A 25,086-nucleotide genomic window follows, 5' to 3' on the forward strand; every position below is an offset into this window, starting at 1 on the left:
ATGGAACATATAGAATTATTTTTCAAGTCGATATTTATTGATAACATGGTATTTGCAACCTTCTTAGGAATGTGCTCTTACCTAGCAGTATCTAAAAAAGTAACAACAGCCGTAGGTTTAGGAGCTGCAGTTATTTTTGTATTAGCCGTAACAGTACCTGTTAACTGGTTATTAGATCAATATTTACTACAACCAGGAGCATTATCTTGGTTAGGAGCAGAATATGCAGATTACGATTTAAGTTTCTTATCATTTATCATGTTTATTGCAACGATTGCAACCATGGTACAATTAGTAGAAATAATTGTAGAGAAGTTTGCACCAGCATTGTATAACTCTTTAGGTATTTTCTTACCATTAATTGCAGTAAACTGTGCAATTTTAGGAGGGTCTTTATTTATGCAATCTCGTGAAATACCAACTTTAGGTTTATCATTAACCTATGGTATTGGTTCTGGAATTGGATGGTTTTTAGCAATTGTTGCCATTGCAGCAATTCGTGAAAAAATTAGATATTCATCTGTACCGCCAGCTTTAAGAGGATTAGGAATTACTTTTATCATTACAGGTTTAATGGCAATAGGGTTTATGAGCTTTGGGGGTATGTTAACAGGTGGCGATGATGAAGTAAAGAAAGAAGAAGCTCCTAAAACATCAGTAGTAACTTCTAATATAAATGAGAACGAAGCTGTAAAGGAAGTAGCACAAAAAGAAGAAGCTGAAAAATTAGCTGATAACCCTAAAAAAATTATAGAATAATGGTATTTTTAGAAGTAAGTACAGGAGGTACAGTAGCTGTAACAGTTATATCTTTTTTAATAATCTTATTAATTTTAGTAGGATTGTTATTATTTGTAAAACAAAAACTAGCACCATCAGGACCCGTAAAAATTACAATTAACGGAGATAAAACAATTGAAGTTGCTTCAGGAGGTACATTGTTATCTACTTTAGGAAATGAAAAGATTTTCTTACCATCAGCTTGTGGTGGAGGTGGATCTTGTGTGCAGTGTGAATGTCATGTAAACTCTGGTGGTGGGGAAGCTTTACCAACAGAAACACCACACTTTACTCGTAAAGAGTTAGCAGCAGGAGTACGTTTATCTTGTCAGGTAAAAGTAAAACAAGACATGGATATTTCTATTCCAGAAGAAATTTTCGGAATTAAGAAATGGGAAGCAGTAGTTGTAAGAAACTATAACGTAGCAACATTTATTAAGGAATTTGTAGTTGAAATTCCAGAAGATATGGGCTATAAAGCAGGTGGGTATATTCAAATTGAAATTCCAAACTGTGAAGTAAAGTATTCAGATATGGATATAACTGCGCACCCAGAAGAGCATGATACACCAGATAAGTTTGAAGCTGAATGGGATAAATTTGGTTTAAGACCATTGGTAATGAAAAACTCTGAAACTGTAGAAAGAGCATATTCTATGGCTTCTTATCCTGCCGAAGGGAGAGAAATTATGTTAAATGTACGTATTGCAACACCACCATTCGATAGAGTAAAAGGTGGATGGATGGATGTAAATCCAGGAGTTGCCTCTTCTTATATTTTTAACTTAAAGAAGGGTGATAAGTGTACTATTTCTGGACCTTATGGTGAATTCTTTATTAATGAATCTGAAGCAGAAATGTTATATGTAGGTGGTGGAGCAGGTATGGCGCCAATGCGTTCACATTTATATCATTTATTCAGAACATTAAAAACAGGAAGAACAGTAACATATTGGTACGGTGGTCGTTCTAAGGCTGAATTATTCTATATAGAACACTTTAGAGCATTAGAAAAAGATTTTCCAAACTTTAAGTTTTATATCGCATTATCTGACCCAACAGAGGCTGATAATTGGAAAGTTAAAAAAGACATTAGTGATGAAGATGGAGACGGGTTTGTAGGGTTTATTCACAATTGTGTAATAGAAAACTACTTAAATCACCATGAAGCACCAGAAGACTTAGAATTGTATTTCTGTGGTCCACCATTAATGAACAATGCTGTTCAGAAAATGGGAGAAGATTTCGGTCTTGCAGACGAGAATATCCGTTTTGATGACTTTGGAGGATAAGAACTCAATGTCATTACGAGGAAGTATGACGAAGTAATCTTTTCAATAATAAATAGATTATTTTATAATATATAAAAAACCGATACAGAAATGTATCGGTTTTTTGCTTTTGTAACTATTATTACTGTCTTAATTCTTGTATAACAGTAAGACTTTCTGTTACAGATTCAGGCAAAGTAATATACTTATGGTATTTGAGTATAGAAAGCGTACCTTTGCGGCAAATTACTGTAAATGATTACTTTTCAAGATTTAGATTTATCAAATCCATTACGAAATTCAATTGAAGAATTAGGTTTTGTTAACCCAACACCAATTCAAGAAGAAGCTTTTCCGATTATACGATCGGGTAAAGACGTTGTAGGTATTGCACAAACAGGTACAGGTAAAACGTTTGCCTATATGTTACCGATACTTCGCGATTTAAAATTTTCGAAGCAAGTGCACCCTAGAGTTTTAGTTGTTGTACCAACACGTGAATTAGTAGTGCAAGTTGTTAGTGAAATTGAAAAGCTTACAGAATTTATGAGCATACATACGGTTGGTGTGTTTGGAGGTATTCCTTTAAGCAGACACAAAGAAGCCGTTGCCCAAGGTGCAGATATTATTGTAGCTACTCCAGGACGTTTGTATGATTTAGCGGTTAGTAATATGTTAAAACTTAGGTCAATTCAGAAGTTAGTGATTGATGAAGTTGATGTAATGCTAGATTTAGGATTTAGATTTCAACTATTAAATATTTTTGATTTATTGCCAGAACGCCGTCAAAACATCATGTTTTCTGCAACAATGACAGAAGATGTTGAAGCATTGATTGATGACTTCTTTACAGCACCTAAGAAAATTTTTATAGCAGTAAGTGGAACACCACTAGATAATATTCAACAAATTAGCTACGATGTACCAAACTTTTATACAAAGGTTAATTTATTAAGTGAATTACTGCGTAGTAAACAAGAATTTAGTAAAGTGCTAGTTTTTGCGCCGAATAAAAGAAACGCTGACAGGTTATTTGAATGTGTGAAAGAAGAATTCCCTTCAGAGACATGTGTAATTCACTCTAATAAAACGCAAAACTATCGTATGCGTTCTATTGAGCAGTTTAATAAAGGTGAAAAACGAATTTTAATAGCTACCGATGTTATTGCTCGTGGATTAGATTTAGAAGAAGTTACACACGTAATTAACTTTAATACACCACATTTTCCTGAAAATTATATGCACAGAATTGGTCGTACTGGTCGTGCAGAGCATGAAGGTAAAACAATTCTTTTTTCAACAGCAAAAGAGCAAGAAGCTAAGCAGCGTATTGAGGAATTAATGAATTATGAAATCCCGAAAGCTGAAATTCCTGAACAAGTTGAAATCACTAAGCAATTAACAGAAGAAGAGAGGCCGAAAGAAGAGGGAGAACGCAATAAAAACAGAACTTCTTTAGAGTATGTACCTGGTCCTGCTTTTCATGAAAAGAGTGAAAAAAACAGCAAAACAAACCAAGGAGGTTCTTATCGTAGGGAGATTGCTAAAAAATATAAGAAACCCAAAACAAAGGGAGATAAAAACTTTAACCTACGACGCAAGAGAAAATAATGCAGGCACTTACAAAGCAAGAACTTCATAATTTAGGGATGAATATTGTAGGTAAAAAACTACAAGAAATGGGTTATGAGTTTGTAGCTATTAATAGCGAACTTAAAAAACATCCGCAGTTTGTTTTATTTAAAAAAGGTGAGCCTACCATTTTCGTTTTAGTAAAAACCACAAATAATATTCAATCACCAGAAGAATATGATGTTTTATGGATGGAAACATTTAAAGAACATGCTAAAAAGCAAAACGCAAAAGTGTGGTTTGCGGGTATTGGTATTGCAAATTCAGAAAGTATTGATTTACCTGTGTTTAAAGATAAACCTTATTATATAGCGTTTAACGACTTTATTAAAATTTAAACACTACCATAAAACCTTAATTTTATCCTTATATTTAATGGGTAATTGTTTGTTAGCAAGGTTTTTATGTTTTTTTTGTGTTGGATAATTTTTAATTTCTGTAGAAAAAGACGATATACATAACCAATTATACATGATTTAATGTAATTCACACATTGTTAGGTGTTTATGTTTATGTTAGTTGTTTAAGTATGTATATTTGTAGTGGGGAAATTAAAAACTACAATTATGAAAAAACAATTATTTAAGGGGATTCAAAACTTTTTCAGAAACATTTTAGAGCAACTAGCCGAATTTGGTAAAGGTGCAGGTTATGCAATTAACCATTAATTAAAACATAGTTTTGAAGAAAAACACTCGCTTTAAGAAAGGCGAGTGTTTTTTTTATGCCTTATTTATAGTTTTAAAGCTTGGATGATAAAATAAACAAGTAATATATTGAAAGATTGATCGTGATTAATTTTAGCACATTATATCCATCAACTAGAAATAGATTTTGGTTCATAAAAAACTCATCGTTTAAGAAAGATGTAGCCCCATAATTAAAAAGAAAAGTAAGATTGATAATTTAGATTTCTTAAGTTGATAAATTTGTACTTTTGCATTCTATGGTAGAAACACGTGAAGCAATATCAGAAAAAGCGGTTTTAATTGGTATTATAACCCAGCATCAAAACGAAAAACAGTCTGACGAATATTTAGACGAGTTAGAATTTTTAACTTTAACAGCAGGAGGAGTTGCTGTAAAGCGTTTTGTGCAAAAGATGGAGAAGCCGAATCCTAAAACTTTTTTAGGAACAGGTAAATTAGAAGAGGTTAGAGCATATATAGAATCTCATGGTATTGGTACCGCAATTTTCGATGATGAATTATCACCTGCACAGCTAAGAAATATAGAAAACGAATTAGATTGTAAAGTATTAGATAGAACAAATTTAATTCTTGATATTTTTGCAGGAAGAGCCCAAACAAGTTCTGCAAAAGCACAGGTAGAGCTGGCGCAATGCCAATATTTATTACCAAGATTAACACGACTTTGGACACACCTTGATAAGCAAAAGGGTGGAATTGGTATGCGTGGACCTGGAGAAACAGAAATTGAAACAGACCGTCGTATCATTAGAGAGAAGATTACTTTGTTAAAGAAAAAATTGGCTACCATTGATAGGCAAATGGCAGTTCAGAGAAAAAACAGAGGTAAAATGGTACGTGTATCATTAGTTGGGTATACCAATGTTGGTAAATCAACCTTAATGAATGTAATTAGTAAAAGTGATGTTTTTGCAGAAAATAAACTATTTGCAACTCTTGATACGACAGTAAGAAAGGTTGTTATAAAAAATATTCCTTTTTTAATGACAGATACTGTTGGATTCATTAGAAAATTACCAACGCAATTAGTAGAATCTTTTAAATCTACTTTAGACGAGGTTCGTGAATCAGATTTATTATTACATGTGGTAGATATTTGTCATCCTAATTTTGAAGATCATATAGCATCAGTAAATAAAATTTTAGATGAAATAGGTAGTGCAAATAAACCTACTCTTATGGTTTTTAATAAGATTGATGCTTATACGCATGAAACTATTGCAGAGGATGATTTAATTACTGAGAAATCAAAAATTCATTATACGCTTGACGATTGGAAAAAGACATGGATGAATGACCTTGGTCAAGAAAGTCTTTTTATATCTGCCTTGAATAAAGATAATTTAGAAGACTTTAAAGATAAAGTTTATGAAGAGGTAAAAAAGATACATATTCAACGTTTTCCTTATAATAATTTCTTGTATCAGGATGATTTAGGGTAAATTAAAACTGTATTTTGAATGAAAAAAGAATAAGAATTTTGTGTTCTTATTCTTTTTTGCTTATATTTATATTCGCTCAGCGAAAATTTACAATAATATTTTAACATTTTATCCCCCCAGAAAATGAAAAATAATAACTCCAACCACTTAGGGTTGTCAAATTTTTTTATCGACAATACCATTCAAAGTAAAGTTTCAATTACATATTCTTATCTAATATTTTAAATTAATTCAGTTTGATAATATGCTGTTTTTTAAAATATAGGATTATTATCTCTGGTTCTTAAAAAGAATTGTAATGAAAAAAATAATTATAATAGCGTTATTTAATTTATGTGTGCAGCAACTTTTCTCACAAGAATTGTGCGTTGTTGAGGAGAAGATGTTAATTGATGTTAATGCTCTTGATAACAATAAATGTGAGATATCGGAAAATAAACCGAAAGTAAAAACTACTAAAGATATTCAAATGTCAAGTAGGAGGTATTTAAAAAAGCGAGTGTATCTAAATCAAACGGTTTATTCTGCAAGTAACTTACAATCAAAAGCAGTTGTAAATATAACGGCTGTAAATAAAGTAGATGATAAATTATTAGCGGTTTTAATTAAAGAACCAATAGTAGAAGAAGTATCATTTGATGTTGTTGAAACAATACCTTTATTTATATCTTGTAAAGAAAGTGATTTAAATAAGGTTGATTGTTTTAATTATCAAATGCAAAAGCACTTAATAGATAATTTTATTTATCCTAAAAAGGCGTTAGAAAAAGAGATAGAAGGTAATCTTGAGGTTAGTTTTATTATTAATGCAAATGGGATAGTAAGTAAAGTTGAAGTTAAGGGAGCTGACAATAGTGGTCTATTAAAGAAAGAAGCACAAAGAATAGTGTTATTATTGCCAAATTTTATACCTGGAGAGCATAAAGGGCGTAAAATATCTGTTTCCTATAAATTCCCTATAAACTTTACGTTAGATTAAAATAATAATAGCCTATAAAATATATAGGGTTTTTTCCTGTTTTTTACATTTTAACATTTTTTTATAAAAAAAAATAAATATATTTGTGGGCTAATTCAGCTTGCAGGTATGTTTCATGTAAGTGTTTGATTTAGATTGTAATACCCCAAAGTGATGAAGAAATTATTATTATTAATATTGGTATGTGCTTTCCCTATTAGCATTATGTCTCAGCAAGAGGTTTGTGAAACTCCTGATGAAGCAGAATTAGATTTAAATAGTATTAGTATAACTAAGTGTACTATTAAAGAAAAAGACAAGAAAAATAAAAAATCAAGACAGATTACAGTAAAGGTATCTGCAAGCAGAAGGTACCTTAAAAAAAGAGAACCTATTAAAAAACAAAAAGCAGCTGGTCTTGGAACTTTAAGCGTTGCTGAAATTGAGAAAACAACAGAGCAAATAGCTGTTGTAAAGCCCGTAGAATCGTTGAAAAATAATATCGAAGATATTAAAAATAAGATGTCTGCAGAGGAATTAAGAAAAGCATCTAAATTTAGTACAGTCGATAAAATTCCTTTATTTAACTCTTGTAAAAATGTGAAAAAAGGAGAGCAAGTAGATTGTTTTAATGAACAAATGGTGAATCATATATCTAAGCATTTTAGATACCCTAGTGATGCAATTAAGGAATCTATTCAAGGAGAAGTATGGGTTCGTTTTGTGATCGATAAGAACGGGGAAGTTAAGAACATAAAAACTTTAGGGCCAAAGAACGGAGAAATTTTAAATAGAGAAGCGGTTAGAGTAGTTTCTAAATTGCCTCAATTTACTCCTGCAAAGAAAGACGGAGGTAGAACCTCGGTTAAGTATGGCTTTCCTATAGCTTTTGCTTTAGAAGAGTAATTTTTACAAATAAGAACAATCAATTAAAACCAAATAATATGCTTAAAAAACTACTATTAGTTTTTTTTGTTACTTGCAGTATTGCATTATCAGCACAAGTTGCAGTAACAGGAAAAGTTTATGATGAGTACTTAGAGCCTTTTCCTAGTGCTTTAATAAATTCTTTACAAGGTAAAACTACTTCTGATATTGACGGAAATTTCACCTTGTCTGTAAAGTCAAATTTTCCTTTTTCAATTCAAGTATCAGCTTTTGGGTATAAAACAGAGGTTATAGAAGTAACTTCTAAAGATCAAGAGATAAATATTATATTAAAAGAAAATACAAGTCTAGATGAAGTTGTAATTTCTGCCTCTAGATCTCCTGAACGAGTTATTGAATCGCCAGTAACTATTGAAAGATTAGGTATTAATGATATTAAAAAAGGAACTTCAATTTCTTTTTATGATGGTGTAACTAACTTAAAAGGGATAACCTCTAGAGAAGCAAGTTATGGATTTAAATCTGTAAACTCACGTGGTTTTTCTAGTTTTGATAATACAAGATTTGTACAGTTAGTAGATGGTGTTGAAACATCAATACCAGCACTTAACTTCTCGGCAGGTAACATAGTTGGTTTATCTGAGTTAGATGTAAAAGATGTTGAGATATTACCAGGAGCTTCTTCTGCCTTATATGGTGCAAATGCATTTAATGGTATCTTATTAATGAGAAGTAAAAACCCTTTTAAATATGATGGAATTAGTACATATTTTAAAACAGGTTTTATTGAACAAGAGCAATCAGGATCTGATCAGTTTTATGATGTAGGTATTAGAATGGCTCATAAATTTAGTGATTATTTCGCAGCAAAAGTTAATTTAACAGTTTATAAAGCTGAAGAATGGCATGCAAATGATGATTCTAATACAACAGGTGTTGGAGGTGAGATTATTGCAGGAAATAGAAATAATACTCCCGATTATGACGGTGTAAATTTTTATGGAGATGAAGCTACTTTTACTTTTCCTGGTATTGGAAAAGTAAGTAGGACAGGATATGCTGAAACTGATTTATACGATTACGATGGTTACGGATTAAAATTTGACGGATCATTACATTTTAGACCAATGGGTAATGATAAGCTAGAAATAGTTTATAACTCTCGTTTTTCAAAAGGAAATAACTTGTATCAGGCTGTAAACAGATTTTCGCAAGAAGATTATTATGTAGAGCAACACAAATTAGAAGTATTGGGTAAAAACTTTTTTGTCCGTGGATATTTTAATGGTAATGATGGAGGAGACAGAACACATGATGTTCGATTTTTAGGTCTTGCTTTAAACTCTAAATATAATGATAATAGAACTTGGTTCGGTGAATATGGAACTGCTTTTGCAGGAGGTGTTCCAGGAGTAACTCCTGGTAATGATGCATCAGCAAGAGCTTTTGCAGATAGAAATAGGTTACAGCCAGGAACCGCAGCTTTTAATCAAGCATTAGATGAAGCTGTTACAACACCTATATCACAGGGTGGAGCAGGTGTTAAAGATGAAACAAGTTTTTACCATGCAGACGCAAATTATAATTTTAGAGATTTAATTAAATGGGGTGAAATACAAATTGGTGGTTCATATCGTAAATTTAATATTAACTCTCAAGGTACTTTATTTACTGATGAGAATAGCCCTATTGAATTTGATATGTATGGTGTTTATTCACAGATACAAAAGAAGTTTTTAGATGAACGTTTAAAGTTCACAGGTTCTGTTCGTTATGATAAATCATCTAATTTTGAAGGGGATTTTTCTCCAAGGGTAGCATTAAACTACTCAATTAAAGAAAATAAAATACTAAGAATTTCATACCAAACAGGATTTAGAACACCTAGTACAATAGAGCAGTATTTCGGATTGAGATCTGGTCCTAATAAATTTCTTTTAGGTACATCTTTAGATAATATCGAACGTTTTTCTGCGCAAGTATTAAACAATGATGGTACAACAAATACTATTACAGGAGCGCAAGTATTTGAAAAAGCATTTGTATTAGATAATGGGGCTTATGTAAGTGTAACACCTACGGCTATTAAGCCAGAAAGAGTATCATCTTACGAATTAGGTTATAGAAGTATAGTAAATATAACAGATACTAATATTTTAGAGTTAGACGTAAATGGTTATTATAATCAATATGAAAATTTTGTGGCGACTAAGAATGTAATTGTTCCTAATTATGGAAACACTATTCTTACAGGTCCTCTTGGTAGTCCAGTCGATGCGACAGAATTTGCCTTAAACTCTAATACAACAGCAGATGTTCAATCATATGGTATTGGTATTGGATTAAATACAAAATTATTTAGAACATTTAACTTTGGAGCCAATTATACTTTAAGTAAGCTAGTTTTCGACCAAGAAGAAGATGTAGAATTCGAACCAGGGTTTAATACACCAGAGCATCAAGTAAAGGTGATGTTTGGAAATGAAAATTTATTTAATAATTTTGGATTTAATGTAAATGCTAGGTGGCAAAATGAATTTTTATGGCAGTCTGGTTTCTTAAGTAGAAATGTTGATAGTAGAACAGTATTAGATGCACAAATTAATTATAGAATTCCTTCTTTAAAATCAAGAATTAAAGTTGGTGGAACTAATTTAACCAAAAAAGAATATGCCGTTGCACCAGGATCTGGATTAATAGGTTCTATGTATTACATATCTTGGACGATTAATGATTAATTGAAAATACAATTATATAAAAAAGGGAGTGATTTAAATCACTCCCTTTTTTGGTTTTTACTTATAATTATTGCAAGAAAATAGATTCAAGTCATATTATCTAATAGTTAAAAAAGACAATTACGACCTCCTGTAATCAGTTATAAATTTATAAATGACATCAATAACTATAACTAATTTGATTAGGGGTAAAGTAATTGAGGTATAGATGTAACACATGTGCATTTCGTTTTTATAAATTACACTTATTTTCACACAGCAAAAAACCAGAGATGTAAATCTCTGGTTTAATTATTTATAGTTGTATGTATTGTTGACCTAACTTGTTTTTAAGATTACTTCTTTTCTAAATCATTTATAATTCCTAATCTCTTTTTCCAATTTTTTCTAGCTAAGCTTTGTAAGTTAGCAACATTATCACTTTCATCCATAATTTCATAACCTAATAAGGTTTCTATTACATCTTCTTGAGTTATTAATCCGCTTACAGAGCCATATTCATCAACAATTAAAGCTAGGTGTTCTCGTTGTTCAATTAGCTTCTTAAATAAGCCCGGAATTGATAAATCCCTATCTGCGATAATAATATCTCTTTTAATTGACTTTAACGGTTCGGCTCCTTTTTTATCAATTAAAGCTAATAAGAGTTGATCTTTTAATATGTAGCCAGTTATGTTATCAGGGTTTTTAGAAAAAACAGGTATTCTAGAGAAATTCAATAGTTTATTATTTTCAAAAAAAGATTCAATTGATTCGTTTTCATCAGCAATTTTAATAACTGTGCGAGGTGTCATAATGTGCTTTGCCTGTATATCTTTAAAATTAAGCATATTCCTTATTACATTACTTTCATTTTGCTGAAAAACACCTTCTTGTTCAGCAATATCAGTCATTGCAGTGAAATCTTCCCTGCTTAAAATACTTTCGCCGTGACCGCCTTTACCACCAATCAATTTTGTAGTTAATTGTAGTATCCATAAAATACCTGTCCACTTTAACGGGAATATCATTACTTTTAAAGCTGTTGTGGTAAAGCTAGCAAGTTGTTTCCAGTAGGTTGCACCTATTGTTTTCGGAATGATTTCTGAAGCAACTAAAATTAATATAGTCATTGCTGCAGAAACAATAAATACACCGTAACCATCGTCATTAAATATCTTTTTAGCTTCAGTACCAACTAATATAGCTCCTACGGTATGTGCAAGAGTATTTAAGGTTAGAATGGCAATTAAAGGCTTGTCTACATCTTTTTTTAATGCTTCTAGCTGAGTAGCAAAACCTACACCTTCTTTCTTTTTTACATTAACGAAAGTTGGTGTTACACTCAGTAAAACAGCTTCTAATATGGAACATATGAAAGAGAAAAATATTGATACTGTTGCGTATATTAGTAGTAAAGTCATTCTTTTTAAATTTTAAGCAAAAGTAAGCAAAAAAGAAAACCTTAAAGATATGACTCTTTAAGGTTTTCTTTTTTTTTGAATAATTGTTTGTTAGAATCCGTAATTTATACCTAAACCGAATACTTCTTTTGTCTGAAATCCTTGAAAGGCATTGTCGTCATAAATAGCTTGCATAGATAGATTGGCAGATAAATATTTATTTACTTTCATTACTATGTTTAAAGTATAATCAATATCTACATTTTGAGCATCTTCTAGATAGTTACTATATAGGTTTAAAATATTTTCAATGCTAACGTTTTTCATAATTTCTGCCTTGTAATATCCACTAATAGAAGCACCTAATTCATATCTTGAACTTTCTCCTTGATCTACGCCAAAGGCTGACCCAAGATCAGTTAAATGAGAATGTACTAAAATTAGTTTAGAGGTAGCAGGAGCGAAATTAACTTTTAGTTTGTCAGATTTTTTCCACAACATACCAGGACCTAATTGGAAATAAGCTGGAGAGAAAAAATGTGATGTTTGTATACCGTCAACATCGGTTGATGACATTTGCGTTTTAAAATTCAAAAACGCTGAGTAATACCAGTATTTAGATGCTTTTTTACCAACAAGAGAGTTTAACTCTAAACGGTCATCTGTTTTTTGAAGCTCTTCTTTTTTTATTTTTGTTAATCCGTAAGAAGCAATTAATTTATTATCCCAAGTCCAATCATTTTTGGTATAGTTGAAGTCATAATTCAAACTTAAAGTTCCGGAAATATTATTTACTCCACCAGCTAACCAGTTATTAAATGCAGATTGATTGAATAAAAATGAGATGTTACCTTCTTTATTCCAACCATCTTTGGTTTCTTCTTTTTTCTTTTCTTGAGCATTTATTGATAATGCACCGAATAAAATAGCTACAGCTAATATTTTTTTCATTATAAAGTTTTTTTTAAGATGTAAAATTACATCTCTATTTTTAGTTTAGACAATGTTAGTATAAAAAAGTCACGTTTTATGGAAGATATAATTTACTCCAAGTCCAAATATCTCTTTAAATTGTATTTTACTAGAAGCATCATCATCAATAATAGTGTGTAGGCCAAGATTTGTAGATATATAGTCGTTTATTTTTACAATAAAGTTTAACTGATAGTTAATATCAATATTAAAAGGCTTATTTAAATAATCGGAATACACAGCAAGAACGTTTTCTATCGTAATATCTTTCATCACTTCATGTTTAAAGTAACCAGATAAATTGAATCCTAAACCGAAATTTATTTTTTCACCTTTTTTAACTCCATATTTTCCTGAAAATTGACGAGAAACAAAAGTAAAACGAGCCGTTGCGGGAGCAATATTTATTCGTCTTTCATCGGATTTTTTCCATAACATACCGGGGCCAAAACTCCAATATGCAGGTGAGAAAAAATCTGAGATGGGCTTTTTTACGCCTTCCTTGTATTCATATCCCCTGGTGTATTGTGTTTTTAGGTTTGTAAAAAAAGAGATAAACCAAAGTTTAGACGTTTTTAACCCTAGCAGAGAATTGTATTCAAAATTATCATCTGTTTTTCTTAATCCTTTTTCGCTTATATGACTTAACCCATAACTTGTAATTAACTTATTGTCCCAGTTCCACTTATTCTTTTTATAATTAAAATCATATTCAAGTCCCATATTTCCGGCGATGGTATTACTTCCTCCGGCAGCCCAATTAGAAAAAGAAGATTGATTGAATAAAAAAGTGTATTTACCAGTTACGGTTAGTCTTTTAGGTATGCTATCTTTTTTTATTTCTTGTGAAAAAATATTGAAAGAGAACCAAGTTAGCAATATTATTAGTAGTTTTTTCATTAAAAATAGGACAAGAAGGTTATTTGTTTTTTCTAAATAACGGAACAGTTGAGCAAGCTTCACCAAACATGATGTTTTTTGCTACAGTTTGTAGTTTTTGTATTAAAAATGTATAAGCAGATGGAGGTATCGGTTTATTTGTACATCCTTTAATGATTACGGGTTTGTCTTGGTATTGTGTACTATCTAATTCATTAATTAATTCTTGGTAAATAGTAGTTTCTAGCAACTCTAAATTACCAACAACTATTTTTTTAGCAAATCCAGACAAATGTGCTGTTAATAATAAATAGGCCCAAGAGGGAATAATAGCATCCGAAGAACATGTTAAAGCAATATAAGTGTCTTTATATTGCGACCAATCATGATTTTTAACTTGTTCTCTAAAATCTTTTTCACGAAGAATTAATTCTTCATATAACCAACTTTTAATATCAAAAACAATACGTTGGCCTTTCGGATAATAATCTTCAAGGTCAATAGTAATTAATTTACTGGTTGCTATTTTGTTTATAATTTCTTCAGCCATATTTTTTGAAACGTCATTGCGAATAAAAATTAAGCAATCTTTATAACAGATAGTTTCGTTCTTGTTCGCAATGACAAATTTATTTAAAGCATTCCTAATTCTAACTTCGCCTCTTCGCTCATCATTTCTTGAGTCCATGTAGGATCGAAAGTAATTTCTACTTCGCAAGCGTTAATTTCTTTTAACGATTTTACTTTCTCTTCAATATCAACAGGTAAACTTTCTGCTACTGGGCAGTTGGGTGAAGTTAAAGTCATTAAGATTTTAGCATTGTATTCTTCAGAGACAAATACATCATAAATTAAGCCTAACTCATATATGTCTACTGGTATTTCAGGATCGTAAATTGTTTTTAAAACACCTACAATTTTATCTCCTAATACTTCTAATTCTTTATCGGTCATAATCTACTTCTTTATTCTGTTAATTTAGATTGCTGTGCAATCGCATACATTTTTATTTGCTTTACCATAGAAACTAAACCGTTTGCTCTTGTTGGACTTAAGTGTTCTTTTAAGCCAATTTCATCAATAAAGTCGGTTTTAGCTTCAATAATAGCTTGCGGAGTTTGGTTAGAATATACTCTTAGTAATAATGCTACAATACCTTTTGTTAAAATAGCATCACTATCGGCTGTAAAATTAATAGTGTCTTCTTGTAATTCAGAATATAACCACACTTTAGATTGACAACCTTTAATTAAATTTTCATCTAATTTATAGGTGTCGTTTATTAAAGGTAAAGATTTTCCTAAGTCAATTATATATTCATAACGTCCCATCCAGTCATCAAACATAGAAAACTCGTCAATAATTTCTTCTTGTATTTCTTTGATAGTCATTTTTTAAAACTATTTTTGCAGTGTCTAAAGACACTATATTTAAAAGAGCAAAATTACAGTAAAAAAATAAGAAATGAGTAAATTATTAGCAGTAGGTACCGTAGCTTTTGATGCTATTGAAACACCTTTTGGTAAAACAGATAAGATTTTAGGAGGTTCAGGAACTTTTGTAGGTTTAGCAGCTTCTCAATTTGGTGTTAAAACAGGCGTTGTTTCTGTTGTTGGTGGAGATTTTCCGAAGTCATATTTAGATATGATGAATAATAAAGGAATTAATACTGATGGTATTGAAGTAATTAAAGAAGGTAAAACTTTCTTTTGGAGCGGTAAATATCATAATGACATGAATTCTCGCGATACTTTAATTACAGAGTTAAATGTATTGGAGCATTTTCAGCCAGTTGTACCAGATGCTTTTAAAGATGCAGGTATTGTAATGTTAGGTAATTTACACCCATTAACACAAGCATCAGTTTTAGATCAAATGATCGAAAGACCTAAATTAGTAGTTTTAGATACTATGAATTTTTGGATGGACATTGCTTTAGCTGATTTACATACCGTTTTAAAACGTGTAGATGTTATTACAATTAATGATGAAGAAGCACGTCAGTTAAGTGGAGAATACTCGTTGGTTAATGCAGCGAAGAAAATTCATGAAATGGGTCCTAAATATGTAGTAATTAAAAAAGGAGAACACGGAGCTTTATTATTTAATGAAGGTAAAATGTTCTTTGCACCAGCATTGCCATTAGCAGATGTTTTTGATCCAACAGGAGCAGGAGATACTTTTGCAGGAGGTTTTTGTGGGTATTTAGCAAAAACTGAAGATATTTCGTTTGAGAATATGAAAAACGGAATTATATATGGTTCTAATTTAGCTTCGTTTTGTGTAGAAAAATTCGGTACACAACGAATGGAAGAGCTAACAAAAGACGAAGTGCAAACACGTTTACAAGCTTTTAAAGAATTAACACAATTTGATATAGAGTTATCATAAATAAAAAATCCGCGCTTTTTGCTGCGGATTTTTTTTTACAACAAAACAGCAACAACACAATTAAAAATATTTCAAATGAGTGATGCTATAAAGCACGAATGCGGTATTGCCATGGTTAGATTATTAAAACCATTGCAATATTATAAAGATAAATACGGAACTGCATTTTATGGTGTAAATAAAATGTACTTGTTAATGGAGAAGCAACACAATCGTGGGCAAGATGGCGCAGGGTTGGCTAGTATTAAATTTAATGTAGCACCGGGGACAAGATATATTAGTAGAATACGATCTAACCAATCACAACCTATTCAGGATATTTTTGGAAAGATTAATGAAAGAATTGCAGGTGTTTTAGAAGAAAATCCAGCTAAAACAAATGATATCAAGTGGCAAGAAGAAAATGTGCCATATTTAGGGAATCTTTTTTTAGGGCACGTTCGGTATGGTACTTTTGGTAAAAATTCTATAGAAAGTGTACATCCTTTTTTACGTCAAAGAAATTGGAAACATCAAAACTTAATTGTTGCAGGTAATTTTAACATGACCAACTCTAAACAGTTGTTAAACGATTTGGTAGATTTAGGTCAGCATCCAAAAGAGTTTACAGACACTGTTACTGTTATGGAAAAAATCGGACATTTTTTAGAGGATGAAGTTTCTGAACTATATATCAAAGCCAAAGAAGAAGGTTATAGCAAAAAAGATGCTTCAGGTTATATAGAAGAGAATTTAAATATTCAAAATATATTAAAACGTTCTGCAAAAAATTGGGATGGTGGTTATGCTATGGCTGGTTTATTAGGTCATGGAGATGCGTTTGTATTAAGAGATCCATCAGCAATCAGACCCGCTTTTTATTATCAAGATGATGAAGTGGTTGTTGTAGCGTCTGAACGTCCGGCAATTCAAACAGTATTTAATGTGCCTATTGGTAAAATTAAAGAGATCGATAGAGGGCATGCTTTAATTATTAAAAAGAATGGCGAAACATCAATGTCGCCAGTTTTAGAGCAGCGTCCAAAGAAATCATGTTCTTTCGAACGTATTTATTTCTCTAGAGGAAGCGATGCTTCAATTTATGAAGAACGTAAAAATCTAGGAAAATATGTTTTTCCAGAAGTTTTAAAATCTATTGATAACGATATAGAAAATGCCGTTTTTTCATACATACCAAACACAGCAGAAACATCTTTTTTCGGAATGATGGAAGCAGCTGAGGATGTTTTAAATCAGCAAAAAACAGCAGCTATTTTAGCAGGTGATGGTAAGTTGACGAAAGATGAAGTTGTAGATATTTTATCAAAAAGACCACGTTTCGAAAAAATTGCTATTAAAGATGCAAAGCTTAGAACTTTTATTACAGATGATAGCAGTCGTAATGATTTGGTGGCCCATGTTTACGATGTAACATATGGAGTTGTAAAAGAAACTGATAATTTAGTGATTATTGATGATAGTATTGTGCGTGGTACAACTTTAAAGAAAAGTATCATAAAAATATTAGATCGTTTAAATCCGAAGAAAATAGTAGTAGTTTCTTCAGCTCCTCAAATTCGTTATCCAGATTGTTATGGTATCGATATGGCAAAAATCAATGATTTTATAGCTTTTAAAGCAACATTAGAATTGTTGAAAGAAACAAATCAATATCATATTATAGATACCGTATATGCTAAGTGTAAAAAGCAAGAGGTTAGCGAAGATAAAGATGTTGTAAATTATGTAAAAGAAATTTATGCACCTTTTAAAGATGAGCAAATCTCGGCTAAAATTGCACAAATGTTAAAAACACCTGAAATAAAGTCTGAAGTAGAAGTTATTTTTCAACCTGTTAGTGGTTTGCATAAAGCATGTCCAGATAATTTAGGAGATTGGTATTTTACAGGTGATTACCCAACAGACGGTGGTAATCGTGTGGTAAACCAAGCTTTTATTAACTTTTATGAAGGAAGTGATCAGCGAGCTTATTAAAAATAGTTCTTAAATTAAAAACACAAAAAAAAGCGAAACCAATTGATTTCGCTTTTTTTATGCTTTACTATTTTAAATTTATAATGGAATAACAATCGCTCCGTTAAATTGTTCTCTAATTTCATTTAAAGATCTGTCTGCTTCTAATCTTGTTTTGTAGTTGCCAACTTGTACTTTCCATTCAGGAGATTTGTAAACTAACTTAGTATAAACACCTGGATATTCAACCTGAAATCTGCTTCGCAAGCTTTTTGCTTTTCTTTCCAATCCGTTGTATAACTGAATTCTATAACCTGTTCCGTTGTATTTGTTGTATTGTCTTTTTTTATTGATTAGTGCAGTAATATCTTTATTTTCAGTAATGTTATCTTGAGCATTACTATTAAAAACGCCAATAATAATACCTAAAATTAAACTTAGTATAATGCTTCTTTTTTTCATTTTATTAAAACTTTTCACAAAAGTAACGACTTGCAATTTAATAGATTGTCTGCTTAAGTTATTTAGAATAAATATAAATTATAAATTAGCAATCTCTTAACATTTCACAATTTAGAGAGAAGTAGTACTTTTGTCTGACTTTCTATTTGCTGTTTTTAGAATAGCGTTATAGAAAAAAATGTGCCAAAACAGTTACAAAACTTATATTTAACAGTATGAAAAGTGTGAAACATCACAGTAAATTAACCCAAAAACTCGTAAAGAGTTTAGCTTTCTTTTTAGTTTTATTTATAAGCTTTTCAGCGTTTTCTCAAGATGTTGACGAAGCTCGCCAGAAAGAAGGGAAGAAATTATTTAAGTCTTTATGTGCCTCATGTCACAAGTTAGACAAGAAACTTGTGGGTCCTAAATTAGGTGGGATTGAAGAGAGAAGAGAGAACGATTGGTTAAAGTCTTGGATTAAAGACAATGCCGCGTTAAGAGCTTCTGGAGATAAAGACGCAATTGCAATTTTTGAAGAGTATAAAGGTTCTAATATGACCGCTTTTCCTCAATTAACAGATCAGAATATCGATGATATTCTTTATTACACAACTGTTGGTGAGATTGCTAAACCAGGTCAAGTAGCAGTGGCTGCTGGTGGTACTGAAAAAGGAGATTCGCCAAGATGGTTGTTGTATGTTTTAGCAGCAGCTATTATTGTAGCTTTCTTAATTATTGCTAATTTATTAAAAACAATTAGTGAGTTAAAAGGAGCTCCTAAAACACCTGGTATGCTTGGTCAGTCGGCTGAGTTATGGGCAGGTATTAAAAAGAATACTTTTTTACATGTTTTAGCTGTTCTATTTGGAGCTTTAATTGGGATTTATATCTTATTCGGAACCTTGTTCCAAGTAGGTGTTGATGAAGGTTATCAACCAATACAGCCTATAGCATTCTCTCATAAAATTCACGCAGGTGATAATAAGATAGATTGTCAATACTGTCACTCATCAGCAAAACATAGTAAGCATTCAGGTATACCGTCTGTAAATGTTTGTATGAATTGTCATAAAAATATTTCTGAAGTAGCAGATGATACTAAAGTGGTGATGGATGATCATACTCTAGTGAAGTCAGATTTAGATAAAGAGATAGCTAAGATATACGAAGCAGCTGGTTGGGATGCTGAAAACTTAGAATATACTGGTAACACTAAGCCTGTAAAATGGGTTAGAGTACATAATTTACCAGATTTTGCATACTTTAATCACTCACAACACGTAACTGTAGGAGGAGTAGCTTGTCAGAAATGTCACGGTCCTGTTGAGGAAATGGAAGAAGTATATCAATACTCTTCATTAACAATGGGTTGGTGTATAGATTGTCATAAAGCAACCAAGGTTGATTTAAAGGGTAATGAGTATTATGCTAAAATTCATAAAGAATTAGCGGCAAAGTATGGTGTTGATCAAGTTACAATTGCTCAACTAGGAGGAAAAGAGTGTGGTAAGTGCCACTATTAATCAATTAGAAAGTAGAAAAACACGTATATAAATGGCTTCAAACAAAAAATACTGGCAAAGTGTTGAAGAACTTAAAGGTAGTTCTGTTGTTGAAACGCTGCGTAATAATGAGTTTGTACAAGATATTCCTACAGATGAGTTTTTAGGTGATAAAGAAACATTAGAAACATCATCTACATCACGTAGAGATTTCTTAAAATACGTTGGATTTACAACGGCAGCTGCATCATTAGCTGCTTGTGAAGGTCCCGTAAGAAAATCAATCCCTTATGTAGTGCAACCAAATGATATCGTTGTAGGTGTTGCTGATTGGTATGCAACTACAATTGCTGATGGTTTTGATTTTGCAAACGTATTAGTAAAAACACGCGAAGGTCGTCCTATTCTTGTAATGCCTAATAAGCAAGCGGGAGGAGAAACAAATGCACGTACTCAAGCATCTGTTTTATCATTATATGATAGCGAATTACGCTTAAAAGAACCTAAAAAAGGAGAAGCTGAAATTTCTTGGGCAGATGCCGATAAAGAAATTGTAGCTAAACTTAATCAATTAAAAGAAGCAAACGAATCAGTAGTTTTATTAACAGGTACTTTAGCGAGTCCTTCTACTGAAAAAGTAATTGCTAATTTTATTGCAGCATATCCAAACGTTAAACACGTTGTTTATGATGCGATTTCAGAAAGTGCAACTGCCGATGCTTTTGAAGCAATGTATGGTAAGCGCGCTGTGCCTAACTATGATTTTAGTAAGGCAGAGGTTATTGTTTCTGTTGGGGCTGATTTTATTGGTGACTGGCAAGGTGGATATGAAAAGTCTTATGCAGATGGGCGTAGAGCTGATTCTGGTAAAATGTCTTACCATGTTCAAATAGAAAGTAACATGTCTTTAGCAGGAGCAAATGCTGATAAAAGAATGGTTGTAAAGCCTTCTGATCAAGTATATGCTTTGGTTAATTTATATAATGCTGTAGCAGGAGAATCACTTCCATCTAAAGCAACTAAATTTGATGCAGAAATTAAAAAGCTAGCTAGCGATTTAAAGAAAGCAGGTTCAAAAGGAGTTGTAGTTACAGGTTTAAATGATAAAAACGCTCAGTTAATTGCTTTTGCAATTAATGAGAAATTAAATAGTGAGATTTTCGATACTAAAGCAGTTAATTTAACGCGTCAAGGTAACGATACTCAGGTAGCTGAATTAGTTGCAGATATTAAAAGTGGTAAGGTTAAAGGTTTAGTTACTTATAACACAAACCCTTTATATACATTAGCAAATGCATCTGAATTAGCAGAAGGAATTAAAAAGTTAAAACTATCTGTTGCAATAGCTACTCAGAATGATGTAACAGCTAAGGCAACACAATATACATTACCAGCACCTCATAACTTAGAAAGTTGGGGAGATGTTACGGTAACAGCAGGTACTTATAGTTTAATGCAGCCTACTATTTCTCCGTTATTTAATACACGTCAGTTACAAGATGTGTTATTAAAATGGTCAGGTAGTTCTGTAAACTATTATGATACTTTAAAAGAATTTTGGAGTACTACTGTTTTAGCAGGTGCATCATGGAATCAAGCATTACATGATGGTTTCTTTAAGTCAGAAATGATGTTAGAAGAAGAAGCTTTTGAAACTTCAGTAGCTATAGCTGCTTCAGTAGCTGAATTAGTTAAAGCAGCAAGCGCATCTTCAGGTTTCGAATTAAACTTATATTCGTCAACTGCATTAGGTGATGGTAAACAAGCGAATAACCCTTGGTTACAAGAATTACCAGATCCTATTACTCGTGCATCATGGGATAACTACTTAACCGTTTCTATGACTGATGCTAGAGAATTAGGTTTTGAAAACCCAGTAAAAGATAACGGAGCAATTAATGGTAACTACGCTAGCGTAACAGTAAATGGAGTAACAATTAAGAATGTTCCTGTGATGATTCAACCAGGTCAAGCAAAAGGATCAGTTGGTTTAGCATTAGGTTACGGTAGAACTGAAGGTTTAAAAGAAGAAATGCAAGTTGGTATCAACGCGTATCCTTTCTTAAAAGATGGTAACAATGTACAATACAATGTTGCTATCGAGAAAACTTCAGGATGGCATAAGTTTGCTTGTACTCAGGTACAAAGTACACTAGCGGGTCGTCATGATATTTTAAAGGAAGCTACATTACAACAAGTAAATAACAAAAATTTAGATCCAAAACATACTTGGAATAAACCAGCAATGGTTTCTTATGATCACCAAGAAACAGCGGCTAGTAAAATAGATTTATGGGATGAACATAATCGTGAAATAGGTCATCACTTTAACCTATCTATCGATTTAACATCTTGTACAGGTTGTGGGGCGTGTGTAGTAGCATGTCATGCAGAAAACAATGTGCCTGTTGTAGGTAAAGATGAAGTACGTGTAGGTAGAGATATGCACTGGTTGCGTATCGATCGTTACTATTCTTCTACTGTTGCAGATAAACAACATGAAGCTTCAATGACTATTGAAGAATTCAAAGCAGAGAACCCTAATTTAGCGAACAAAGACGTTGAAAGAAAGTATACAGAAAGAGTTTTAGAATTAAGTAAAGGTGATTTATTTGACGCTTTAGAAAATTCTGCTGAAAACCCAGAAGTAGCTTTCCAACCAATGATGTGTCAGCACTGTAATCACGCACCATGTGAAACAGTTTGTCCGGTTGCAGCAACATCTCATGGTCGTCAAGGTCAAAATCAAATGGCATATAACAGATGTGTTGGTACAAGGTATTGTGCAAACAACTGTCCATATAGAGTTCGTCGTTTTAACTGGTTCAACTATGCTGAAAACAACGAATTCGATTTCAATATGAATAACGAATACGGTAAAATGGTGTTAAACCCAGATGTAGTAGTTCGTTCTCGTGGAGTTATGGAAAAATGTTCTATGTGTATTCAAATGACTCAAGCAACTATCTTAAAAGCTAAAAAAGAAGGTAGAGCTGTAAATAAAGACGAATTTGAAACAGCATGTTCATCAGCTTGTTCTACAGGAGCAATGGTGTTTGGAGATGTAAACAATTCTGAAGATGCTATAACAGCATTAAAAGAAGATAATAGAGCTTTCCACGTGTTAGATTATATTGGTACAAAACCAAATGTAGTTTACCAAGTAAAAGTTAGAAATACAAACGAAGCTTAATAATATAATTAATAAGTATATAGATTTATGTCGTCTCATTACGAATCATCTTATAGAGAACCTTTAGTGTTGGGTAACAAAAGTTACCATGATATCACTGAAGACATTGCAAAACCTATCGAAGGTAAGGCAAATCAAAATTGGTATATCGCATTTTATATTTCTTTGGCAGCAATGCTATGGGGATTTGGATGTATTTTCTACACGGTCGGTACAGGTATCGGTGTGTGGGGATTAAATAAAAACATAGGATGGGCTTGGGATATTACCAACTTCGTATGGTGGGTAGGTATTGGTCACGCAGGAACATTGATTTCGGCGGTGCTATTACTATTCCGTCAAAAATGGAGAATGGCAATTAACCGTTCTGCAGAAGCGATGACAATTTTTGCGGTTTTTCAAGCAGGATTGTTTCCAATTATCCACATGGGACGTCCATGGAATGGATATTGGGTGTTACCAATGCCAAACCAATTTGGTTCGTTATGGGTAAACTTTAACTCGCCATTACTATGGGATGTATTTGCAATATCAACCTATTTATCTGTATCATTAGTTTTCTGGTGGACAGGTTTATTACCAGATTTTGCAATGATTCGTGATAGAGCAGTAAAGCCTTTTCAGAAAAAAATATATGCTTTATTATCTTTCGGATGGTCTGGTAGAGCAAAAGACTGGCAACGTTTTGAAGAGGTATCTTTAGTATTAGCAGGTTTAGCAACACCATTAGTACTTTCTGTACACACAATTGTATCTATGGATTTTGCTACTTCTATTAACCCAGGATGGCACTCTACTATATTTCCACCTTACTTCGTAGCTGGAGCAATCTTTTCAGGATTTGCAATGGTGCAAACCTTATTAGGTATTATGCGTAAGGTTACTAATATGGAAGCTTATATTACACGTTTACACGTTGAATATATGAATATCGTAATCCTTTTAACAGGTGGTATTGTAGCTGTAGCGTATGCAACAGAATTCTTTATCGCATGGTATACAGGATCACCTTATGAAAACTATACTTACTTATCATTTGGAGCTGAAGCAGGACCTTACGGGTGGGCATTTTGGTCACTATTATGGTGTAATATTATCTTACCACAGTTTTTATGGATTAAGAAATTAAGAAGAAGCTTTATCTTTTCTTTTATCATTTCAATCATAATTAATATTGGTATGTGGTTTGAGCGTTTTGATATTATCGCAATTGTATTAAGTAAAGGACATCTACCATCTACATGGTGGCGTTTTGAGCCAACATTTGTTGATGTAGGTATTTTTGTAGGAACTATCGGGTTTTTCTTTGTATTATTCTTATTATATGCAAGAACATTCCCAGTAATAGCACAAGCAGAAGTTAAGACAATCTTGAAATCTTCAGGAGAGAATTATAAAAAATTAAGAGAGGAGAACAATGAGCACTAATAAAGTAATTCACGCATTTTATAATGATGATGATATCTTAATGGATGCCGTTAAGAAAATCAAAGGAGAACATCACCACATCGAAGAAGTATTTTGTCCTTTTCCCGTCCATGGACTAGACAAAGCATTAGGATTAGCACCAACGCGTTTAGCAATCACTGCATTCTTTTACGGAATTACAGGTTTATGCTTTGCTATTTGGATGACTAATTATATGATGATTCAAGATTGGCCACAAGATATTGGTGGTAAGCCTAACTTTAGTTGGTTTACAAATATGCCAGCGTTTGTGCCAATTATGTTTGAATTAACAGTGTTTTTTGCAGCCCACTTAATGGTAATTACTTTTTATATGAGAAGTAGAATATGGCCATTTAAAGAAGCAGAAAATCCAGATCCAAGAACTACCGATGATCACTTCTTAATGGAGATTCCTGTTCATGGTAATGAAGACGAGTTAAAAGCATTGGTTGAATCAACTGGGGCTGTAGAAATTAACATAGTAGAAAAGCACTAATAAAGA

Annotated in this window: 21 protein-coding genes; 14 read left to right on the top strand and 7 right to left on the bottom strand. The window is 32.1% G+C overall.

The window, feature by feature from the left end; genetic code table 11:
• The 8 genes from nqrE to RRF68_RS10640 all read left to right on the top strand — a co-directional run bounded on the left by nqrE (position 1) and on the right by RRF68_RS10640 (position 10,419).
• Positions 1-759: an NADH:ubiquinone reductase (Na(+)-transporting) subunit E gene (gene nqrE / locus RRF68_RS10605; protein ID WP_218772094.1), complete on the top strand. Its 759-nt coding sequence runs from the start codon at positions 1-3 to the stop codon at positions 757-759.
• The gene (gene nqrF / locus RRF68_RS10610) at positions 759-2,072 is read left to right on the top strand and encodes an NADH:ubiquinone reductase (Na(+)-transporting) subunit F (RefSeq protein ID WP_275315385.1); all 1,314 of its coding nucleotides are present in this window, start codon (positions 759-761) and stop codon (positions 2,070-2,072) included. The genes nqrE and nqrF overlap by 1 nt, the downstream gene beginning before the upstream one ends.
• Positions 2,073-2,306: 234 nt before the next feature.
• The gene (locus RRF68_RS10615) at positions 2,307-3,662 is read left to right on the top strand and encodes a DEAD/DEAH box helicase (protein ID WP_410016831.1); all 1,356 of its coding nucleotides are present in this window, start codon (positions 2,307-2,309) and stop codon (positions 3,660-3,662) included.
• The gene (locus RRF68_RS10620; RefSeq protein WP_218772097.1) at positions 3,662-4,021 is read left to right on the top strand and encodes a Na(+)-translocating NADH-quinone reductase subunit F; all 360 of its coding nucleotides are present in this window, start codon (positions 3,662-3,664) and stop codon (positions 4,019-4,021) included. The genes RRF68_RS10615 and RRF68_RS10620 overlap by 1 nt, the downstream gene beginning before the upstream one ends.
• Positions 4,022-4,629: 608 nt before the next feature.
• Complete coding sequence (gene hflX / locus RRF68_RS10625; protein ID WP_218772098.1) at positions 4,630-5,835, top strand: GTPase HflX; 1,206 nt, start codon at positions 4,630-4,632, stop codon at positions 5,833-5,835.
• A 298-nt stretch (positions 5,836-6,133) separates the two neighbouring features.
• The gene (locus RRF68_RS10630) at positions 6,134-6,814 is read left to right on the top strand and encodes an energy transducer TonB (protein WP_315944331.1); all 681 of its coding nucleotides are present in this window, start codon (positions 6,134-6,136) and stop codon (positions 6,812-6,814) included.
• Between the two features lie 153 nt (positions 6,815-6,967).
• Positions 6,968-7,699, top strand: a complete 732-nt coding sequence (locus RRF68_RS10635) for an energy transducer TonB (protein ID WP_218772100.1) — start codon at positions 6,968-6,970, stop codon at positions 7,697-7,699.
• Between the two features lie 38 nt (positions 7,700-7,737).
• Positions 7,738-10,419: a TonB-dependent receptor gene (locus tag RRF68_RS10640; RefSeq protein WP_315944332.1), complete on the top strand. Its 2,682-nt coding sequence runs from the start codon at positions 7,738-7,740 to the stop codon at positions 10,417-10,419.
• A 335-nt stretch (positions 10,420-10,754) separates the two neighbouring features.
• Here the strand turns inward: RRF68_RS10640 and RRF68_RS10645 are convergent, their stop codons facing one another.
• From RRF68_RS10645 to RRF68_RS10670, 6 genes are all read right to left on the bottom strand, one after another.
• The gene (locus RRF68_RS10645; protein ID WP_218772102.1) at positions 10,755-11,822 is read right to left on the bottom strand and encodes a CNNM domain-containing protein; all 1,068 of its coding nucleotides are present in this window, start codon (positions 11,820-11,822) and stop codon (positions 10,755-10,757) included.
• A gap of 90 nt (positions 11,823-11,912) precedes the next feature.
• Positions 11,913-12,752 carry a DUF3078 domain-containing protein gene (locus RRF68_RS10650; RefSeq protein ID WP_315944333.1) on the bottom strand — a complete coding sequence of 280 codons (840 nt, stop codon included), beginning with the start codon at positions 12,750-12,752 and terminating at the stop codon, positions 11,913-11,915.
• Positions 12,753-12,821: 69 nt separating this feature from the next.
• Positions 12,822-13,673: a DUF3078 domain-containing protein gene (locus RRF68_RS10655; protein WP_275315391.1), complete on the bottom strand. Its 852-nt coding sequence runs from the start codon at positions 13,671-13,673 to the stop codon at positions 12,822-12,824.
• Positions 13,674-13,692: 19 nt separating this feature from the next.
• Entirely contained in the window at positions 13,693-14,202 is a 510-nt protein-coding gene (locus tag RRF68_RS10660) for a DUF2480 family protein (RefSeq protein WP_218772105.1), read from the bottom strand.
• 83 nt (positions 14,203-14,285) lie between these two features.
• Positions 14,286-14,606: an iron-sulfur cluster assembly protein gene (locus tag RRF68_RS10665; protein ID WP_275315392.1), complete on the bottom strand. Its 321-nt coding sequence runs from the start codon at positions 14,604-14,606 to the stop codon at positions 14,286-14,288.
• Positions 14,607-14,617: 11 nt separating this feature from the next.
• Entirely contained in the window at positions 14,618-15,043 is a 426-nt protein-coding gene (locus RRF68_RS10670; protein ID WP_315944334.1) for a SufE family protein, read from the bottom strand.
• A 73-nt stretch (positions 15,044-15,116) separates the two neighbouring features.
• Here RRF68_RS10670 and RRF68_RS10675 point away from each other — a divergent pair, with 73 nt between their 5' ends.
• Positions 15,117-16,043 carry a PfkB family carbohydrate kinase gene (locus RRF68_RS10675; protein ID WP_275315395.1) on the top strand — a complete coding sequence of 309 codons (927 nt, stop codon included), beginning with the start codon at positions 15,117-15,119 and terminating at the stop codon, positions 16,041-16,043.
• Between the two features lie 75 nt (positions 16,044-16,118).
• Positions 16,119-18,017 carry an amidophosphoribosyltransferase gene (locus RRF68_RS10680; protein WP_315944335.1) on the top strand — a complete coding sequence of 633 codons (1,899 nt, stop codon included), beginning with the start codon at positions 16,119-16,121 and terminating at the stop codon, positions 18,015-18,017.
• 78 nt (positions 18,018-18,095) lie between these two features.
• Here the strand turns inward: RRF68_RS10680 and RRF68_RS10685 are convergent, their stop codons facing one another.
• Positions 18,096-18,458 (bottom strand): SPOR domain-containing protein, encoded by a 363-nt coding sequence (locus RRF68_RS10685; protein WP_315944336.1) that lies wholly within the window; start codon positions 18,456-18,458, stop codon positions 18,096-18,098.
• A gap of 215 nt (positions 18,459-18,673) precedes the next feature.
• Here RRF68_RS10685 and RRF68_RS10690 point away from each other — a divergent pair, with 215 nt between their 5' ends.
• The 4 genes from RRF68_RS10690 to RRF68_RS10705 are packed head-to-tail and all read left to right on the top strand — an operon-like array spanning position 18,674 to position 25,080.
• Positions 18,674-19,963, top strand: a complete 1,290-nt coding sequence (locus RRF68_RS10690) for a cytochrome c3 family protein (protein WP_315944337.1) — start codon at positions 18,674-18,676, stop codon at positions 19,961-19,963.
• 31 nt (positions 19,964-19,994) lie between these two features.
• Positions 19,995-23,135 (top strand): TAT-variant-translocated molybdopterin oxidoreductase, encoded by a 3,141-nt coding sequence (locus RRF68_RS10695; protein WP_315944338.1) that lies wholly within the window; start codon positions 19,995-19,997, stop codon positions 23,133-23,135.
• A 27-nt stretch (positions 23,136-23,162) separates the two neighbouring features.
• On the top strand, positions 23,163-24,563 hold the full coding sequence (gene nrfD, locus RRF68_RS10700; RefSeq protein ID WP_218772113.1) for an NrfD/PsrC family molybdoenzyme membrane anchor subunit: 1,401 nt from the start codon (positions 23,163-23,165) through the stop codon (positions 24,561-24,563).
• A complete protein-coding gene (locus tag RRF68_RS10705) occupies positions 24,553-25,080 on the top strand; it encodes a DUF3341 domain-containing protein (RefSeq protein WP_218772114.1) in 528 nt (175 codons plus the stop codon). Before nrfD ends, RRF68_RS10705 begins: the two co-directional genes overlap by 11 nt.
• Positions 25,081-25,086 lie beyond the last annotated feature (6 nt).

This window comes from Tenacibaculum sp. HL-MS23, assembly GCF_032463465.1.
GTDB lineage: Bacteria > Bacteroidota > Bacteroidia > Flavobacteriales > Flavobacteriaceae > Polaribacter > Polaribacter bernardetii.

Bases quoted from the DNA above. Each gene is read 5' to 3' on its own strand.
- RRF68_RS10695 (WP_315944338.1), top strand. From the start codon at position 19,995: ATGGCTTCAAACAAAAAATACTGGCAAAGTGTTGAAGAACTTAAAGGT.
- RRF68_RS10685 (WP_315944336.1), bottom strand. From the start codon at position 18,458: ATGAAAAAAAGAAGCATTATACTAAGTTTAATTTTAGGTATTATTATT.
- RRF68_RS10655 (WP_275315391.1), bottom strand. From the start codon at position 13,673: ATGAAAAAACTACTAATAATATTGCTAACTTGGTTCTCTTTCAATATT.
- RRF68_RS10660 (WP_218772105.1), bottom strand. From the start codon at position 14,202: ATGGCTGAAGAAATTATAAACAAAATAGCAACCAGTAAATTAATTACT.
- RRF68_RS10615 (WP_410016831.1), top strand. From the start codon at position 2,307: ATGATTACTTTTCAAGATTTAGATTTATCAAATCCATTACGAAATTCA.
- RRF68_RS10675 (WP_275315395.1), top strand. From the start codon at position 15,117: ATGAGTAAATTATTAGCAGTAGGTACCGTAGCTTTTGATGCTATTGAA.
- RRF68_RS10645 (WP_218772102.1), bottom strand. From the start codon at position 11,822: ATGACTTTACTACTAATATACGCAACAGTATCAATATTTTTCTCTTTC.
- RRF68_RS10670 (WP_315944334.1), bottom strand. From the start codon at position 15,043: ATGACTATCAAAGAAATACAAGAAGAAATTATTGACGAGTTTTCTATG.
- nqrF (WP_275315385.1), top strand. From the start codon at position 759: ATGGTATTTTTAGAAGTAAGTACAGGAGGTACAGTAGCTGTAACAGTT.
- nrfD (WP_218772113.1), top strand. From the start codon at position 23,163: ATGTCGTCTCATTACGAATCATCTTATAGAGAACCTTTAGTGTTGGGT.
- RRF68_RS10705 (WP_218772114.1), top strand. From the start codon at position 24,553: ATGAGCACTAATAAAGTAATTCACGCATTTTATAATGATGATGATATC.
- RRF68_RS10665 (WP_275315392.1), bottom strand. From the start codon at position 14,606: ATGACCGATAAAGAATTAGAAGTATTAGGAGATAAAATTGTAGGTGTT.
- RRF68_RS10630 (WP_315944331.1), top strand. From the start codon at position 6,134: ATGAAAAAAATAATTATAATAGCGTTATTTAATTTATGTGTGCAGCAA.
- RRF68_RS10650 (WP_315944333.1), bottom strand. From the start codon at position 12,752: ATGAAAAAAATATTAGCTGTAGCTATTTTATTCGGTGCATTATCAATA.
- nqrE (WP_218772094.1), top strand. From the start codon at position 1: ATGGAACATATAGAATTATTTTTCAAGTCGATATTTATTGATAACATG.
- RRF68_RS10635 (WP_218772100.1), top strand. From the start codon at position 6,968: ATGAAGAAATTATTATTATTAATATTGGTATGTGCTTTCCCTATTAGC.
- RRF68_RS10690 (WP_315944337.1), top strand. From the start codon at position 18,674: ATGAAAAGTGTGAAACATCACAGTAAATTAACCCAAAAACTCGTAAAG.
- RRF68_RS10640 (WP_315944332.1), top strand. From the start codon at position 7,738: ATGCTTAAAAAACTACTATTAGTTTTTTTTGTTACTTGCAGTATTGCA.
- hflX (WP_218772098.1), top strand. From the start codon at position 4,630: ATGGTAGAAACACGTGAAGCAATATCAGAAAAAGCGGTTTTAATTGGT.
- RRF68_RS10620 (WP_218772097.1), top strand. From the start codon at position 3,662: ATGCAGGCACTTACAAAGCAAGAACTTCATAATTTAGGGATGAATATT.
- RRF68_RS10680 (WP_315944335.1), top strand. From the start codon at position 16,119: ATGAGTGATGCTATAAAGCACGAATGCGGTATTGCCATGGTTAGATTA.